Raw genomic sequence first — 16,164 nt, 5'->3', positions numbered from 1 at the left:
CTTAGCGTGCAGCGCCTGGCTAGCGTAGCTGCCGTTTGGCCGAGGAGAAAATGCTGTCCCCAGAAGGGGGTTATGCAATGATTGATTTCAGTGATAAAAACATCAACTCCATAAAAATAAACACAATATTTTCATCATATTATAATGAATCGCTGCTTTTATCGTCACATGGCGCCGCTATGTTCCCCGTACTTCTATTTTATCGGGGACATCTCATGCATAACTTCTCTTTGCTGACATTATTGATGACATTGGGGCTACTCTCTCTGCCGCCAGCGGACGCGCGGCAGGATAACGTGCTGCGGATACTGACCTATAACACCTATTTTAATCGCTTAGATGAGCCGGCTATCACGTTGCCTTTTTTTATTAATGCCAATTATGATCTGATGGGGTTTCAGGAGGTTGAAACCTTACAAAGTCTGGATAACCGTGGGCGGCGCTATCAGCGCCTGCTGGAGCAGGCGGGGCTTGGGCACTTTAGCGCATTGGGCGATAGTGCGGTACAAACGCCGTTGCCCGCCCGTTTTGGCAACCTGATGCTGGCCGATGGGACGTTGTACTACGATATTGATTTGCAACAGCAGGTCATCAGTGCGCTTAATGGAATAACATTGGATGATGGCGTGCGTACCTTACTGGCGTCGGTTATCCAGAATGGCGTTCCTCTATCCGAGGCGCTGGGGCAACTGTTGGACAAGCCGCGGTCGCTGGTTAATCTGGTGAATGTGCTGTCAGCGCTGCGTACGCATCAGGTGCCTTTGGCCAATGTCATGATGAACCTGCCCTATGCGGTGCTGGAGCATGGCGTGGTGGATACGCCATTGTTGTTCGGCAGCCCACACCTCAGTTCTCAGGATGATTCCTCTTTTCGCCTCAATCAGGTTCAACTGCTCAATGCAGTTGCGCATGCAACACCGTTGCCGATTGTGCTGGCTGGTGACTTTAATGCCGGCGAATATGCGGAGCGCGGGCTGTTCAGCGTGGATGCGCAGGTGCAGCTGTTTAACCGCTATATACAGAACCCGGATTCATCGCCCGCCCAGTTTTACCGCACGTTGCTTGAGCAATATGCCCAAAGCAGGAAGCTGTTGAACGCACTGATTGATCGCGGGCAAGCGTTGAATGACGTTGAGGGGGCGTGGATCGCCGCACTGTTCCGAGCTGAAAACTATCCCGTGGATGGCAATCTGCCGCGCACTATGAATCTTTTGCGCCAGCGCTACCAGCTGTTTATACACGACGAAGAACGGGAGCCGTTTGCGCCTCATACCCTGAATGACGGCAGTGCGACCTGGCCGTCGGTTATGGATGATAATGCCCGCCGCGGCTGGGGAGCCTGGAGCCGTGGGCAGGTGGACTATATTGTTGTATCGCGCCCTTTTGCAAAATGGTTTTCCCTGGCGGACGACGCCAGCGATCCCTACAGTGGCATTATGCAGCTGGCGTTTAATCCCATGGATTCTACCTACCGTATCAATGATGCCTATTTTGCTATCGATGGCACGCCGATGAATGGGCAACGCGTTGTCGCGAGTGACTATGTGTCTGCCTCAGACCACGCGCTGGTGGCCCATACGTTACGCTATACTGGCCCTGCGCTACGCCTGGCAGGTGATGGGCGGCTCGCATTAATCTGGGGGCCTGAGGCGGCTAACTACACGCCACAGTCCCCGCTGTTTTTATTAACGCGCAACAACCACCGTAATGATATGTACCTGGGCAATCTGGCCGACGTGCAGGGGGAGCCGCTACCGCTGTTAGCGCAGCTGCCGGAGGTCATCAAACAGACGCCACTCTCCTGCGCATGGCGCAATGATGCCCATATTGGCGCGGCGGTGAGCCGCTATTGTCTTGACGATCACCGTATGATTGGCAACGTACGTGTGACCGGAGATGCTGTGTTACTGGTGGATGACGGGGAAGCGATGGGGAGACAACCTAAAGTTGGCCTTGCACGTCGTAGCACACTGGTGCTTGCCACCTCCACGCCTGACAATTTTCATCTGGCGTCGCTGAATCATGCTGGAAACCTGTGGCTGAGTGCCGCTACAGCTGGAAATCAGCTGATCGTCGACGGTGATTACCTGAGTGATGATGGTCTGCTGGGATTTGGGGTAAATGCACCTGGCGCTGATCTCCGCAGCGATAGCCTTACGCTGAACGGACCCAGCAGTGGCAATATACGTGTTGCTATTACCAGTAGTGAAGGGTTGGGGCAGCAGGCGGATGCTATCGCGCTTATTTCGCTGGCCGGGGAGAGTCAGGCAACGTTTGCATTAGCGCAGCGGACCGTGGCTGCAGCTTATGATTACCGTCTGGCTGAGCAGGCAGATGATGGACTGGGCCAGGGGAGACGTCGCTATTGGCTGACTAATCTGGCAGAGGATGGACATAGTACGTTAGTTCGCCCGGAAAGCCAGGGATATCTGGCTAATCTGGCGGCGGCTAATACCCTGTTTCTTCCTCGCTGGCAGGAGATGGTTTATCCGCACGCAGCCCGGAGCGCGGCCTCCAGCATGTGGCTACGCCAGAATGGGGGATATCGCTATTACCGCGATAGCAGCGGCCAGTTAGATACCCGGGGGTACCGTTATGCTGTGCAGTTGGGCGGAGAGGTTACTCAGTGGCAAGACGATCACGGTGATTACCGGTTGGGGGTGATGGGCGGCTATGGAACGTCGCACAGTATGAGCCGCAACCGCCTAAGCCAACGGCAGGCTGTGGCCAGTTTGGATAGCTATACCGCGGGAGTATACGTCGCCTACAGCCGCGATCCGTTGGGGTTGCAGGGGCTTTATTTCAATGGGGCGTTGCAGTATGTCTGGGGCGATAACCGGGTACAGGGAGAGCAGTTAAGTGCGCAACGCTATAATAGCCGGGGTTTTCTGGCATCCATTGAAGGCGGGTACGCCTGGCGTTATGCCATCAATGTCACACATACGCTCGCGCTGACGCCCCAAATTCAGCTGGCCCATATGGGGGTGAAAGGAAAGGATGTCACGGAGGCGGCGGGTACCCGGATTCGGGACGATAGTAACGGCGGCATGTATGCCCGGGCGGGTATCCGCGCTGCCTGGCAAATTGATATGGCCTCGGGCAATACGTTGACGCCGTTTGCTGAGCTGGGTTATCAGCATCAACCCGCCTTTGCGCTGATGATGGACAACGCCACGGTTGAGCAGGGAACGGTGAGCAATACACTACAGGTCAGTGTGGGTATCCGTGGGCATATTGACGGAGATCTGGGCTTTTCGGCCCAGTTGAATGGACAGGTGGGAGAGCAGCGTTACCGTGACGGTACGGCATCGCTGCAGATAGCGTATCGCTTCTGAACATTGTCCTGTAATCGCTATCCCAGTCCGGCATTTTGCCGGCAGGGATAAAATTTATCCGCATAAATCTTCACCGTCGGTAAAGGACGCGTTATCATGAGGCCGAATATAAATTCGACAACATAGAACTGATATTACGATGATTGATAAAGAATTGGATACCTGGAAGTCATTTATTGAGTTTATTTTGAATCAGCAAGAACGGCAACAATAGGCCGGCAACGCCCCTGACGGGGCGCTGCCGGTGTCGTTTCTGGCGTTATCCGCCGTTAATTATACCGTTTGGCTTTTCCGGGAAAGCGGCGACGTACCAAGATAAAGAACAGCGGAACAAAGTAGATCGACAGCAGGGTCGCGGCGATCATGCCGCCCAGCACTCCGGTACCGACCGCGTGCTGGCCGCCGGAGCCCGCGCCGTGGCTGAGGGTCAGCGGCAGTACGCCGAAGATGAAGGCCAGCGAGGTCATCAGGATCGGGCGCAGACGCAGGCGACACGCCTCCAGCAGATCTTTGCCGCTGCGGTTGAGTTCGTTGGCGAATTCGACGATCAGAATGGCGTTTTTCGCCGACAGGCCGATGATGGTCAGCAGCCCCACCTGGAAATAGACATCGTTTTCTAGCCCGCGCAGCCAGGTGGCGCAGACGGCGCCCAGTACGCCGAGCGGCACCACTAGCATGACCGAGAAGGGGATCGACCAGCTTTCATACAGCGCCGCCAGGCACAGGAACACCACCAGCAGGGAGAGGGCGTACAGCGCCGGCGCCTGGGCGCCGGACAGGCGCTCCTGATAGGACATGCCGGTCCACTCCAAGCCAAATCCGCTGGGCAGCTCGCTGACCAGCTGCTCCATTATTTCCATGGCGCGGCCGGTGCTGATCCCCTGCGCCGCCTCGCCGACGATTTCGACCGCCGCCTCGCCGTTATAGCGCTCCAGGCGCGGTGAGCCGTAGTCCCAGCGGGTGCTGGAGAAGGCGGAGAAAGGCACCATATTGCCCTGGTTATTACGGACATACCATTTGTTGATGTCGTTCGGCAGCATGCGATAGGCGGCCTCGCCCTGCACGTAGACTTTCTTCACCCGCCCCCGGTTGAGAAAGTCGTTGACGTAGGTCGAGCCCCAGGCGGTTTTCAGCGTGTCGTTGATATCGTCGATGCTCACGCCGAGCGCCTGCGCCTTGCGCTGATCGATATCGACCTGCAGCTGCGGACTGTCGTCCATCCCGTTATGGCGCACTCGGGTCAGCTCTGGCTGCCTGGCCGCGGCGGCCAGCAGCCGATCGCGGGCCTGCATCAGCGCATCGTGGCCGAGACCGGCGTGATCCTCCAGCTCCAGATCGAAGCCGGCGGAGCTGCCGAGTCCGGAGATGGCCGGCGGGCTGCTGGCAAAGACCCGCGCCTCGCGAATGTTGGCGAAGGCCCGACTGGCGCGCTCAATGATGGCGGCGGCGCTGTCGCCCTCGCCGGTGCGCTGATCCCAGGGCTTGAGACGCACGAACATGCGCGCGACGTTCTGGCCGTTGCCACCCGGGCCGGCGCCGACGATGGAGAAGACCGACTGCACGTCTTTGCCCTCGTCGACCAGCAGGTAGCTTTCGACCTTTTCCACCACCTTCAGAGTCTCCTGCTGCGTAGCACCGACCGGCAGCTGGATCTGGGTCATGAAGACCCCGCGATCCTCCTGAGGTAGAAAGGAGGTGGGCAGATGCAGGTACAGGGTGCCCAGCCCGCCGAGGATCAAAAGATAGAGCAGCATGCTGCGTCCGCCGTTGCGTACCACCCGGCCCACGCCGTTCTCATAGCGCAGGGCGCTGCGTTCAAAGGTGCGGTTAAACCAGCCGAAGAAGCCTTTTTTGGCGTGCAGCTGCGTCTTGCTGACCGGCCGCAGCAGGGTGGCGCACAGGGCGGGAGTCAGGATCAGCGCCACCAGCACCGAGAAGATCATGGCGGAGACGATGGTGATGGAAAACTGGCGATAAATCGCGCCGGTGGTGCCGCCGAAGAAGGCCATCGGCACGAAGACTGCCGACAGCACCAGGGCTATCCCCACCAGCGCTCCCTGGATCTGATCCATCGATTTTCGCGTCGCCTCCCGCGGCGAGAGCCCCTCTTCGCTCATCAGGCGCTCGACGTTTTCCACCACCACGATGGCATCGTCGACTAAGAGCCCGATGGCCAGCACCATGGCGAACATGGTCAGGGTGTTGATGCTGTATCCCATGGCAAACAGCACGGCAAAGGTTCCCAGCAGCACCACCGGCACGGCGATGGTCGGGATCAGGGTCGCGCGCAGGTTCTGCAGGAACAGGTACATCACCAGAAACACCAGGGCGATAGCCTCAAACAGGGTTTTGACCACATCCTGGATCGCCGCCTGGACGAACGGGGTGGTTTCGTAGGCGTACTCCACCTTCAGGCCGTGGGGAAAATAGGGTTCCAGCTGCGCCAGCTTGGCCTTGACCCGCGCATCGGTGGCCAGCTCATTGGCGCCGGAGGCCAGCTTAATGCTCATTCCCGAGGCCGGTTTGCCGTTGAAGCGCGACAGGTAGTCATACTTTTCGGCGCCCAGCTCGACCTGGGCCACGTCGCCCAGCGTCACCAGAGAGCCGTCGCTGTTCACCCGCAGCGTTATTGCGCGGAACTGCGCTGGCGTCTGGAGCTGGGACTGCGCCATCAGGGTTGCGTTGAGCGCCTGGCCGGGAACCGACGGGGAGGCGCCGATCTGGCCGACGGCGATCTGACTGTTCTGGCTTTTGATCGCGCTGACGACGTCCTGGGTGGTCAGGCGGAACTGGTTGAGCTTCGTGGGATCGAGCCAGATGCGCATGGCGTATTGGGAGCCAAACGCATCGACGCTGCCGACGCCGTCGATTCGGCTGAGCGGATCCTGCAGGTTACTGGCCACATAGTCGGCGATATCCTGGCGATCCATGCTGCCGTCGGTGGAGACGAAGGCGACCGTCATCAGGCTGCTGTCGCCGGATTTGCTGACGCGTATCCCCTGCAGCTGAACCTCCTGCGGCAGTTTACGGGTGGCGGCGCTGAGCTGATTCTGGACCTGCTGCATCGCCTCATTGGGATCGGTGCCGGACTGAAAGGTCAGCGTAATGGAGGCGCTGCCGCTGCTGCTGCTCTGGGAGGACATGTACATCAGTCCATCCAGACCGGTCATGTTCTGTTCGATGACCTGGGTAACGGTATTTTCCAGGGTTTGGGCCGATGCCCCGGGATAGGTGGCGCTGATGCGCACCGTCGGCGGCGCCAGATTCGGGTACTGCTCGATGGGAAGCTGGTGGATGGCCAGCAGCCCCGCCAGGCTAAAAATGATGGCGATGACCCAGGCAAAAATGGGGCGATCGATGAAAAATTTAGCCATACAGTAACCCTGGTTTATCTGATGCGAGGTGACGCGCGGCGGCAGGCCGTGAGGCGCCTGAACCGCATAGAATGATGCTGCACTGTATCCTGCGCCGCCGAAAAAAAGTGGAGAAAAAATGGAAAAAACGTAAAAAATCGTGCGTTGGAACATGTCTGTCCTTCAGTTGTGCAAAAAACGCGCTGTGCCGCGCCGTCCGGCCCATATTTGCCCGGGGCGGGGTGAAAAGTTGTGCAATACTGGAATTCTCCTCTGCGCGAGCTGAGTCCGCGCGGGGATCACCAACGTCATCGCGCCGTGCGAGGGGTGTCGCGCACCGGGCGTCTGAAGGAGAAGAGATGGAGATCAATCCGGTATTTGCCCGTCGGCTGTATCTGTGCTGGCTGCTGACCCACGAAGAGAAACCCAATGTACCGCGTCTGATGCAGCTGACCGGCTGGCCGCGGCGTACGCTGCAGGATGTGCTCAAGGCGCTACCGGGGCTGGGGGTCACCCTGCGTTTCGTTGAGCAGGGCGTGCGTCATAACGATGGTTACTATTCCCTGACGGACTGGGGGCCCCTTGATGCCGGGTGGATCGCGCAGCATGTCGACGGGCTGTTGGCATGCCTGGATCAGCCGGTACAGGGCGAACCTGCGCGCCCCTAAGGGCGCGATAGCATGCCAAACGGGCGCTGCCGTCACGCAGGCGGCGGGCCGGTATTTCCTCGGGGCGGCCCTATTCCCGCTATCAGCTGTTTTTGTACTCCAGGTACAACACCGTGGCGGCCACGCGGGAGCGCACGTTGAGCTTGCGCAGCAGGTTGCGGATGTGCACCTTGACGGTCTCCTCCGAAATATGCAGCTGCGCGGCGATCTGTTTGTTGGACATGCCGCGGGCCACCTCCTGCAGGACATCCAGCTCGCGCTCGGTCAGGTCGGCCAGCGGATCGGCGATTTCGCTGCGGGTGCTAAGGTAGGCGATCACCGACTCGCTGAACACCGAGCGCCCCTCCGCCGCCTGGCGGATCTGGGCCAGCAGCGCCTCGGGCTCGCTGTCCTTCAGCAGATAGCCGTCGGCGCCGGCGTCGACCAGAGCATACACGTCGCTGCGGGCGTCGGAGACGGTCAGAATGATAATGCGGGCGTCGATACCCTCATTGCGCAGGGCCTTTAGCGTATCCAGCCCCGACAATCCCTTCATGTTGAGATCCAGCAGGATCAGATCCGGCTGGCTGCGTTCGGCCAGGGCAATGGCTTCGCTGCCGTTGCTGGCTTCGGCGACCACGCTGAAAACGCTGTCCAGCTCCAACAGCTGACGAACTCCGCGGCGCATCAGCGGGTGATCGTCGACGATCATGACGCGGAAAGGGGCGGTAGTTGATGTTGGATGTTCCATAACGAGCTCCCTGAAGAGGGGCGGTCATTGCCCGCCCGTAGTTTATTATTATAAATCAGATCCCGTCGCCGGTAGGGGGACGAAAGATCAAGGTTACCCGGGTTCCGCCGCCGGGGCCCGGGGTGATGTGCAGTTCTCCCCCAAGACGGGCGGCACGCTCGGCCATGATGGTCAGGCCATAGTGACCGGGCGGCTCCTCGGCGCTGGGCAGGCCAATGCCATCGTCGGTGACGCTGATCACGTTGGCGCCGTCGTCACGGCAGCAGCAGCTCAGGGTAATCTGCTGCGCCTGGGCGTGCTTGATCGCGTTGAGCGTCGCTTCGCGGACGATTTGCAGCACGTGAACCTGCTGCTGTGCGTTCAGTGACTGAGAGGAGAGCGCACAGTGTAGCGTAATCCGCGCGTCGGTCTGTAATTTTAGCGGCGCCAGTAGCTGTTGCAACGCTTCGCGCAGATCGGCCTCTTCGATGGTCAGCCTGAAGGTGGCCAGCAGTTCGCGCAGCTGGCGATAGGCGTCGTTGAGCGCCTGATCGAAGTCGCGGATAATCGCCTGCGCCGGGTGGTTGTCGGCGTCGGTTGCCCGCCGCAGCAGGGTTATCTGGATACGCAGGAAAGCCAGCGCCTGGGCCAGGGAGTCGTGCAGCTCGCGGGCGATGGTGGCCCGCTCCTCCATCAGCAGCAGCTGCAGCTGCTGCTTTTGCGCCCGATTGAAGTAGACCCCGCGGCTGAGCATGTTGGCGACGTTCTGCATCAGCTGCATCTGCGGAGACTGCCGTGCGGGCCAGCGCAGCGCACCGAGCGGCTGCCCGTCTAGCATCAGGGGCAGCTCCCGGGTCGGCTCGCGTTCATCCGTGGAGCCGCTGGCGAGCAGCCAGCGCCCCTGGCCGCTGTCGATCACCTCCAGCTGTAGGAAGTCGAGCGCCTCACTGCTGCGCACGATGTTCAGCACCTGTTCAAAGCTGGGCTGGGTTATCTGGCTGACGGTCAGCGCTTGCGAAGCCTCAAACAGCACCCCCAGGGTGCGGTTGGCCTGAGTCAGGCTCTCGGTCTTCTCCTGCACTTTCTCTTCAAGGGAGCGGTACAGCTTCTCCAGCTCACCGGACATGCGCACGAAGGCCTTGGAGAGCACCCCCATCTCATTGGGCAGATTGACGTCCAGCTGCAGCGGGGCGAAGTGGCCGTTTTGCATGCGGATGCTGGCGGAGACCAGCTTGTTGAGCGGCGCGACCACCTCGCGGCGGATGGTGCGGATGGAGAACCAGACCAGCCCTATCAGCGCCAGCAGCCCGACCAGGCTTATCAGCACCACCTGCTCCATCTTCTGTTCGGCATAATGCTGCAGCACCAGTACGAAATGGTCGATCTGATCGACATAGTGGGCGACGCCGTGCAGAAAGGCTTGGCTATGCCCCTGGCGCAGCTGAATGTCCAGCTCCTGCCAGGTATCCAGCAGCTGGGTATATTCGTCGCGCACCGACGCCGGCACATAAAAGCGGGTGAGCTTTTGCAGCGCCGGGGCGTGCAGCGACTGGCCGTACTCCTGCAGGTGACGGGCGATATCCTGGGGCTGGCTAGTGAGATCGTAGGCCAGACGATAGCTCTGCATACGCAGCGAGCCGGCAATATTGACCGCCTCGGCATCGTTGATGCTGCTGGCGACCGTCAGCAGGGCGATCCCGGTCGACAGAACGGAGAGGATCACCATGGCGATCAGGGCGCGCGCCAGGGTATTGGTCACGGAGCGTTTTACCAACACGGCTGTTTTCCTCATCGGTGCACGGCGACGGTGACGTGCGGCCATGCGCTGTATATTTAAGTAAATAGCGAATAACGCCGGGAGAGTGGACACAATGCGTGAAAGCGGCCAGAAAGGTTTGATCCTGCGCAATTATTCCCCCCATTTAACCCAAAAGAGGAATTATCAGCTGCGATGGAAACCGGATACTCAATAGCATAAGCCCCATAAACGCGATGCCTTTATTAACAGATAAATTAAGCGCGATAAACCGTTAAGCGCTTTTTGGCCCGCGAGGTCACTTTTTACCCGATGGATGAGCAATGTCACAGGAGCGCGCGATGACTACCCTGTCCCGACGCCATTTGCTGCGTGGTCACTGGCATCATGCCGCCGCGCAGGTGCGCCCGCCGTGGTCTGTGAACGGGTCGGCCTTTATCGCCGGCTGCAGCCGTTGCCATGCCTGTATTGCCCAGTGTGAAAGCGGAGTGCTGGTCATCGGCCAGGGCGGCTTTCCCTCCCTCGATTTTTCCCGCGCGGAATGCACCTTTTGCCGGCGGTGCGCCGATGCCTGTCCCGAGGCGCTGTTTCTCGACGCCGAGCAGACTCCCTGGCAGCTGCGGGCCGAGATCGCGGAGCACTGTCTGTCCCGACGCGGCACCGAGTGTCGCAGCTGTCAGGACGGCTGCGAACCGCGGGCGATCGCCTTTATTCCACGGCCGGGCGGCGTGGCCGCCATCCAACTGATCTCCGAATGCTGTAGCGGCTGCGGCGCCTGCGTTGCGGCCTGCCCGGTGAACGCAATTCAGATGGCGGAGCAAGCCTGTCCCATAGAGGTTAAGGAAGCGTAATGAGCAGTGAGATATGGCACGTCTGCGGGCTGGTGGTTCAGGCCCGCCCGCAGTCCGTCGAGGCGGTGGCGCAGGCGCTGTCCGCGATGGAAGAGACCGAAGTCGCGGCCAGCGAGCCGCAGCAGGGCAAGCTTGTGGTTGTCATGCAGAGCGAGGATTCAGGCAGGCTGCTGGATCGAATTGAGTCAGTGCGCAATGTGGCAGGCGTGCTGGCGGTGTCGCTGGTTTATCACCAGCAGGATGAGCAAGGTGAGGATACGCCATGAAACTCAGTCGTCGAGACTTCATGAAAGCCAACGCCGTCGCTGCCGCTGCCGCCGCAGCGGGGCTGACCATTCCGACCGTGGCACGCGCGGTAACGGACGGCGGATCGGATAATATCACGTGGGATAAGGCGCCGTGCCGCTTCTGTGGCACCGGCTGTGGGGTGCTGGTCGGCACCCAGAATGGCCGCGTCGTGGCCTCTCAGGGGGACCCGGATACACCGGTTAACCGCGGGCTGAACTGCATCAAGGGCTACTTTTTGCCCAAGATTATGTACGGTAAGGATCGTCTGACCCAGCCGCTGCTGCGGATGAAGGCGGGCCAGTATGACAAAGAGGGCGAGTTTACGCCGGTCAGCTGGGATCAGGCGTTTGATGTGATGGCTGCCAAGTTTAAGGGCGCGCTGAAGGAGAAGGGGCCGGGCGCCGTCGGGATGTTTGGCTCCGGGCAGTGGACGGTCTGGGAGGGCTATGCCGCCGCCAAGCTGTTCAAGGCCGGCTTCCGCTCCAACAACATCGATCCCAACGCCCGTCACTGCATGGCCTCCGCGGTGGTCGGCTTTATGCGTACCTTCGGTATGGATGAGCCGATGGGCTGTTATGATGACATCGAGCAGGCCGACGCCTTTGTGCTGTGGGGCTCCAACATGGCGGAGATGCACCCGATCCTGTGGTCACGCATCACCAACCGCCGTCTGAGCAACGATAAGGTGCAGGTCGCGGTGCTGTCCACCTTCGAGCACCGCAGCTTCGAGCTGGCGGACAACCCGATTATCTTCACCCCGCAGTCCGATCTGGTCATCCTGAACTATATCGCCAACTATATTATCCAGAATAACGCCGTTGATCAGGCGTTTATGGATAAGCACGTCAATATTCGCAAAGGGGCGACCGATATCGGTTACGGTCTGCGTCCGACCGATCCGCTGGAGAAGGCAGCGAAGAACCCGGGCAGCGATGCCTCTGAGCCGATGAGCTTCGAGGACTACAAAGCCTTTGTGGCCGACTATACCCTGGAAAAAACCGCTAAGATGACCGGCGTGCCGCAGGATCAGCTGCTGGCGCTGGCCAAGCTGTATGCCGATCCGAACATCAAGGTGGTCTCCTACTGGACCATGGGCTTTAACCAGCATACCCGCGGGGTATGGGCCAATAACCTGTGCTACAACATTCACCTGCTGACCGGCAAGATCTCCACGCCGGGCTGCGGTCCCTTCTCCCTGACCGGCCAGCCGTCGGCCTGCGGCACCGCGCGTGAGGTTGGCACCTTTTCCCACCGCCTGCCGGCGGATATGGTGGTGACCAACGAGAAGCATCGTCAGATTGCCGAAACCCGCTGGAAGATCCCGGCCGGAACCATTCCGGACAAGGTGGGGCTGCACGCCGTCGCTCAGGATCGCGCCCTGAAGGACGGCAAGCTCAATGCCTATTGGGTGATGTGTAACAACAACATGCAGGCCGGTCCGAACATCAATGCGGATCGTATGCCGGGCTGGCGCGATCCGCGTAACTTTATTGTGGTGTCCGATCCGTACCCGACGGTGAGCGCGCTCTCCGCCGACCTGATCCTGCCGACCGCCATGTGGGTGGAGAAAGAGGGGGCCTACGGCAACGCCGAGCGCCGCACTCAGTTCTGGCATCAGCAGGTGAAGGCGCCGGGCGAGGCCAAGTCAGATCTGTGGCAGATGATGGAGTTCTCCAAGCGCTTCACCGTTGATGAGGTCTGGCCGGCGGCGCTGCTGGCGAAGATGCCGGCGCTGAAGGGCAAGACGCTGTATGAGGTGCTGTATGTCAACGGCAACGTCGACAAGTATCCGCTGGATGAGGTGCCGGCCGACCGCCTGAACGATGAGGCGCGCGCCTGCGGCTTCTACGTGCAGAAGGGGCTGTTTGAGGAGTACGCCGGCTTTGGCCGCGGCCACGGCCACGATCTGGCGCCGTTCGATGCCTATCACAAGGCGCGCGGTATCCGCTGGCCGGTGGTCGATGGCAAAGAGACGCTGTGGCGCTACCGCGAAGGCTATGATCCGTTCGTCAAGGGCGGGGAAGAGGTGCGCTTCTACGGCAAGCCGGACGGCAAGGCGGTGATCTTTGCGCTGCCCTACGAGCCGCCCGCCGAAAGCCCGGATCAGGAGTACGATCTGTGGCTGTCTACCGGCCGCGTCCTGGAGCACTGGCACACCGGCTCGATGACCCGCCGGGTACCTGAGCTGCATCGCGCCTTCCCGGAGGCGGTGCTGTTTATCCATCCGCTGGATGCCAAGGCGCGCGGTCTGCGCCGCGGCGACAAGGTGAAAGTGGTGTCGCGCCGCGGTGAGCTGGTGTCCATTGTCGAGACCCGCGGCCGTAACCGCGTACCGCAGGGGTTGGTCTACATGCCGTTCTTCGATGCCGCCCAGCTGGTTAACGTGCTGACGCTGGACGCTACCGATCCGCTGTCGAAAGAGACCGATTTCAAGAAGTGCGCAGTGAAGATTGAGAAGGTGTAAGGACGGCGCAGATGACGGAGCAACGGGATAAGGGACCGGCTCGGCGGCGCTTCTTGCGCGATGCCGTGCGCGGTGCGGGCGGACTGGCGGCCGTGGCCCTGCTGCTGGGGCTACAGCAAAAGCAGTCCCAGGCACGGGACGGGTTGGCGCTGCGCCCGCCCGGCGCGTTGGCCGATGGGCGCTTTGAGGCGGCCTGCATTCGCTGCGGGCAGTGCGTACAGGCCTGTCCATACGACACGCTGAAGCTGGCGACGCTGCTGTCGCCTTCGTCGGCGGGGACCCCCTATTTTATTGCCCGTCAGACGCCGTGCGAGATGTGCGACGACATTCCCTGCGTGGCGGCTTGCCCGAGCGGCGCGCTCGACCCGGCGCTGACTCACATCGATGACGCGCGGATGGGGCTAGCGGTGCTGCTCGATCATGAAAACTGCCTTAACTGGCAGGGGCTGCGCTGCGACGTGTGTTACCGCGTCTGCCCGGCGATCGACAGCGCCATCACCCTGGAGCTGCATCGCAACGAGCGCACCGGTAAACACGCCAAGTTCTTACCCACCGTGCACAGCGACCACTGTACCGGCTGCGGTAAGTGTGAACAGGCCTGCGTGCTGGAGGAGGCGGCGATCAAAGTGCTGCCGCTGGCGTTGGCGCGCGGCGAGCTGGGGCATCACTACCGCCTTGGCTGGGTAGAGAAACAGAAGGCGGGTCATTCGCTGGTGCCCTCGGACACGCAGCTGCCGATCCGTCTGCCGCAGGGAGGTGAATGATGGCCAACCCGGTAGCCCAGGCGGGCAAAGAGGCGCGCGTGCGCCTTGGCTGGTGGCGCAGTCACCGTTGGCTGCTGCTGCGGCGCGGCTGTCAGCTGGGCGTGCTGCTGATGTTTCTCAGCGGCCCGCTGTTCGGGGTGTGGATACTGAAGGGCAACTACAGCGCCAGTCGCTTTCTGGATACGCTGCCGATGACCGATCCGCTGATGATGCTGGAGAGCCTGCTGGCCGGCCACTGGCCTGCGCTGACGGCGCTGCTGGGGGCGCTGCTGGTGCTGGGGCTATATGCCCTGATCGCCAGCCGGGCGTTCTGCGGCTGGGTCTGTCCGCTGAATCCGGTGACCGATCTGGCGGCCTGGCTGCGCCGTCGCCTGGGGATCCGTCAGTCGGCCACGCTGTCGCGTTCGCTGCGCTACGGTATTTTGCTGGCGATTTTGGCCGGCAGCGCGGTGAGCGGAACGCTGCTGTGGGAGTGGCTTAACCCGGTGGCGCTGCTGGGGCGCAGCCTGATCTTCGGCGTCGGCGGCGGTCTTTGGCTGATCCTAGCGATCTTTCTGTTCGATCTGCTGGTGACCGAACACGGCTGGTGCGGCCATCTCTGTCCGCTGGGAGCCCTGTATGGCGCCATCGGCAGCAAGAGTCTGCTGCGCGTCGGTGCGGTGCGGCGCGATCGCTGCACCCGCTGCATGGACTGCTTCCACGTCTGTCCTGAGCCTCAGGTACTGCGTGAACCGGTTCTCAATCACAATCACAGCCCGCTGGTACTGAGCAAGGCGTGCATCAGCTGCGGGCGCTGCATGGACGTATGTGCTGAGCAGGTATTTGAATTTAAGACACGATTTCATCGTTCGGGAGATAAACAATGAAGAGCAATGTCCTGAAGAAGCGGTTCTCCCTGGGGGCACTGTTATTATCATTGGCGTTGTGCGGCGCGGCTTCGGCCGCCGACGATGCCGTTAATCTGGCGCAGTCACCGGAGGTGTCCGGTACGGCCGAAGGGCAGATCAGGATGCCAAAGCAGCAGGAGCGCATGGCGCTAAACTATGTTAACCAGCCGCCGATGATCCCGCACAGCGTGGACGGCTACCAGATCACCAAAAATACCAACCGCTGCCTGCAGTGCCACGGGGTGGAGAATTACCGCACCACCGGGGCGATGCGCGTCAGTCCGACCCACTTTATCGACGCCAGCGGCAAGATGCTGGGACAGGTGGCGCCCAACCGCTACTTCTGCCTGCAGTGCCACGTACCGCAGACCGATGCGCCGCCGATCGTCGGGAATACCTTTACCCCGTCTAGCGGCTTTGGTCAGTAAAAGGGGCCTATGATGAGCGAGCAACACAACGCCCCGACGGGCAATAAGCCGGGCCTGCTGCGCCGGGTGTGGCAGTGGTGGCGTCGTCCCAGCCGTCTGGCGATCGGCACGCTGCTGCTGCTGGGATTCGTCGCCGGTATCCTGTTCTGGAGCGGTTTCAACACCGGGCTGGAAAAGGCCAACACCGAGCAGTTCTGCCTCAGCTGTCATGAGATGCGCGACAACGTTTACCAGGAGTATCTGGAGACGGCGCATTACTCCAACCGCAGCGGCGTGCGCGCCACCTGCCCGGACTGCCACGTGCCCCACGAGTTTGTGCCGAAGATGATCCGCAAGATCAAGGCCAGCAAGGAGCTGTATGGCAAGGTGTTCGGGGTTATCGATACGCCGCAGAAGTTCGAGGCGCACCGACTGCAGATGGCGGAGAACGAGTGGGCGCGTATGAAGTCCAACAACTCCCAGGAGTGCCGTAACTGTCATAATTTCGACAATATGGACTTCAGCCAGCAGAAGACGGTGGCGGCGAAGATGCACGACCAGGCGATCCGCGATAACAAGACCTGTATCGACTGTCATAAGGGCATCGCCCATAAGCTGCCGGAGATGAAAGGGATCCCTACCGGCTATTAATCTGCAGAGGCTGTCGCGGTAAACACATAAT

General features: G+C 60.7%; 12 protein-coding genes. 9 read left to right on the top strand and 3 right to left on the bottom strand.

Annotated elements, in window-relative coordinates; translation table 11 throughout:
• Positions 1–77: 77 nt before the first annotated feature.
• Positions 78–3,335: an autotransporter outer membrane beta-barrel domain-containing protein gene (locus tag QY76_RS14700; RefSeq protein ID WP_158409701.1), complete on the top strand. Its 3,258-nt coding sequence runs from the start codon at positions 78–80 to the stop codon at positions 3,333–3,335.
• Between the two features lie 269 nt (positions 3,336–3,604).
• Here QY76_RS14700 and acrD read toward each other — a convergent pair whose 3' ends face one another.
• A complete protein-coding gene (gene acrD, locus QY76_RS14695; RefSeq protein WP_045424965.1) occupies positions 3,605–6,709 on the bottom strand; it encodes a multidrug efflux RND transporter permease AcrD in 3,105 nt (1,034 codons plus the stop codon).
• 338 nt (positions 6,710–7,047) lie between these two features.
• On the opposite strand from acrD, the gene QY76_RS14690 reads away from it, so the two are divergent.
• On the top strand, positions 7,048–7,356 hold the full coding sequence (locus tag QY76_RS14690) for a helix-turn-helix domain-containing protein (RefSeq protein WP_034163544.1): 309 nt from the start codon (positions 7,048–7,050) through the stop codon (positions 7,354–7,356).
• Positions 7,357–7,438: 82 nt separating this feature from the next.
• On the opposite strand, the gene narP is transcribed toward QY76_RS14690, so the two are convergent.
• Together narP and narQ are read right to left on the bottom strand one after the other, a co-directional pair.
• The gene (gene narP, locus QY76_RS14685) at positions 7,439–8,086 is read right to left on the bottom strand and encodes a nitrate/nitrite response regulator protein NarP (RefSeq protein ID WP_034163543.1); all 648 of its coding nucleotides are present in this window, start codon (positions 8,084–8,086) and stop codon (positions 7,439–7,441) included.
• A 55-nt stretch (positions 8,087–8,141) separates the two neighbouring features.
• Complete coding sequence (gene narQ / locus QY76_RS14680) at positions 8,142–9,842, bottom strand: nitrate/nitrite two-component system sensor histidine kinase NarQ (RefSeq protein WP_034163542.1); 1,701 nt, start codon at positions 9,840–9,842, stop codon at positions 8,142–8,144.
• Positions 9,843–10,162: 320 nt separating this feature from the next.
• Between narQ and napF the strand changes: the two genes are divergently transcribed.
• Genes napF through napC form a run of 7 tightly spaced genes read left to right on the top strand, consistent with a single transcriptional unit; the run spans position 10,163 to position 16,133 of the window.
• The gene (gene napF, locus QY76_RS14675) at positions 10,163–10,672 is read left to right on the top strand and encodes a ferredoxin-type protein NapF (protein WP_034163799.1); all 510 of its coding nucleotides are present in this window, start codon (positions 10,163–10,165) and stop codon (positions 10,670–10,672) included.
• Positions 10,672–10,938 carry a chaperone NapD gene (gene napD / locus QY76_RS14670; protein ID WP_012847979.1) on the top strand — a complete coding sequence of 89 codons (267 nt, stop codon included), beginning with the start codon at positions 10,672–10,674 and terminating at the stop codon, positions 10,936–10,938. The genes napF and napD overlap by 1 nt, the downstream gene beginning before the upstream one ends.
• Entirely contained in the window at positions 10,935–13,424 is a 2,490-nt protein-coding gene (gene napA, locus QY76_RS14665) for a nitrate reductase catalytic subunit NapA (RefSeq protein ID WP_049648892.1), read from the top strand. The genes napD and napA overlap by 4 nt, the downstream gene beginning before the upstream one ends.
• Before the next feature lie 11 nt (positions 13,425–13,435).
• Entirely contained in the window at positions 13,436–14,188 is a 753-nt protein-coding gene (gene napG / locus QY76_RS14660; RefSeq protein WP_034163540.1) for a ferredoxin-type protein NapG, read from the top strand.
• Positions 14,188–15,054 carry a quinol dehydrogenase ferredoxin subunit NapH gene (napH, locus tag QY76_RS14655; protein ID WP_034163539.1) on the top strand — a complete coding sequence of 289 codons (867 nt, stop codon included), beginning with the start codon at positions 14,188–14,190 and terminating at the stop codon, positions 15,052–15,054. The genes napG and napH overlap by 1 nt, the downstream gene beginning before the upstream one ends.
• Positions 15,051–15,503, top strand: coding sequence for a nitrate reductase cytochrome c-type subunit (napB, locus tag QY76_RS14650; RefSeq protein WP_015870596.1), 453 nt, complete (start codon positions 15,051–15,053; stop codon positions 15,501–15,503). The genes napH and napB overlap by 4 nt, the downstream gene beginning before the upstream one ends.
• Positions 15,504–15,512: 9 nt before the next feature.
• Positions 15,513–16,133, top strand: a complete 621-nt coding sequence (gene napC, locus QY76_RS14645) for a cytochrome c-type protein NapC (RefSeq protein WP_045424784.1) — start codon at positions 15,513–15,515, stop codon at positions 16,131–16,133.
• Positions 16,134–16,164 lie beyond the last annotated feature (31 nt).

This window comes from Edwardsiella sp. EA181011, assembly GCF_000800725.1.
Classification (GTDB): domain Bacteria; phylum Pseudomonadota; class Gammaproteobacteria; order Enterobacterales; family Enterobacteriaceae; genus Edwardsiella; species Edwardsiella anguillarum.
This window is presented reverse-complemented; position numbering and strand designations above follow the sequence as displayed.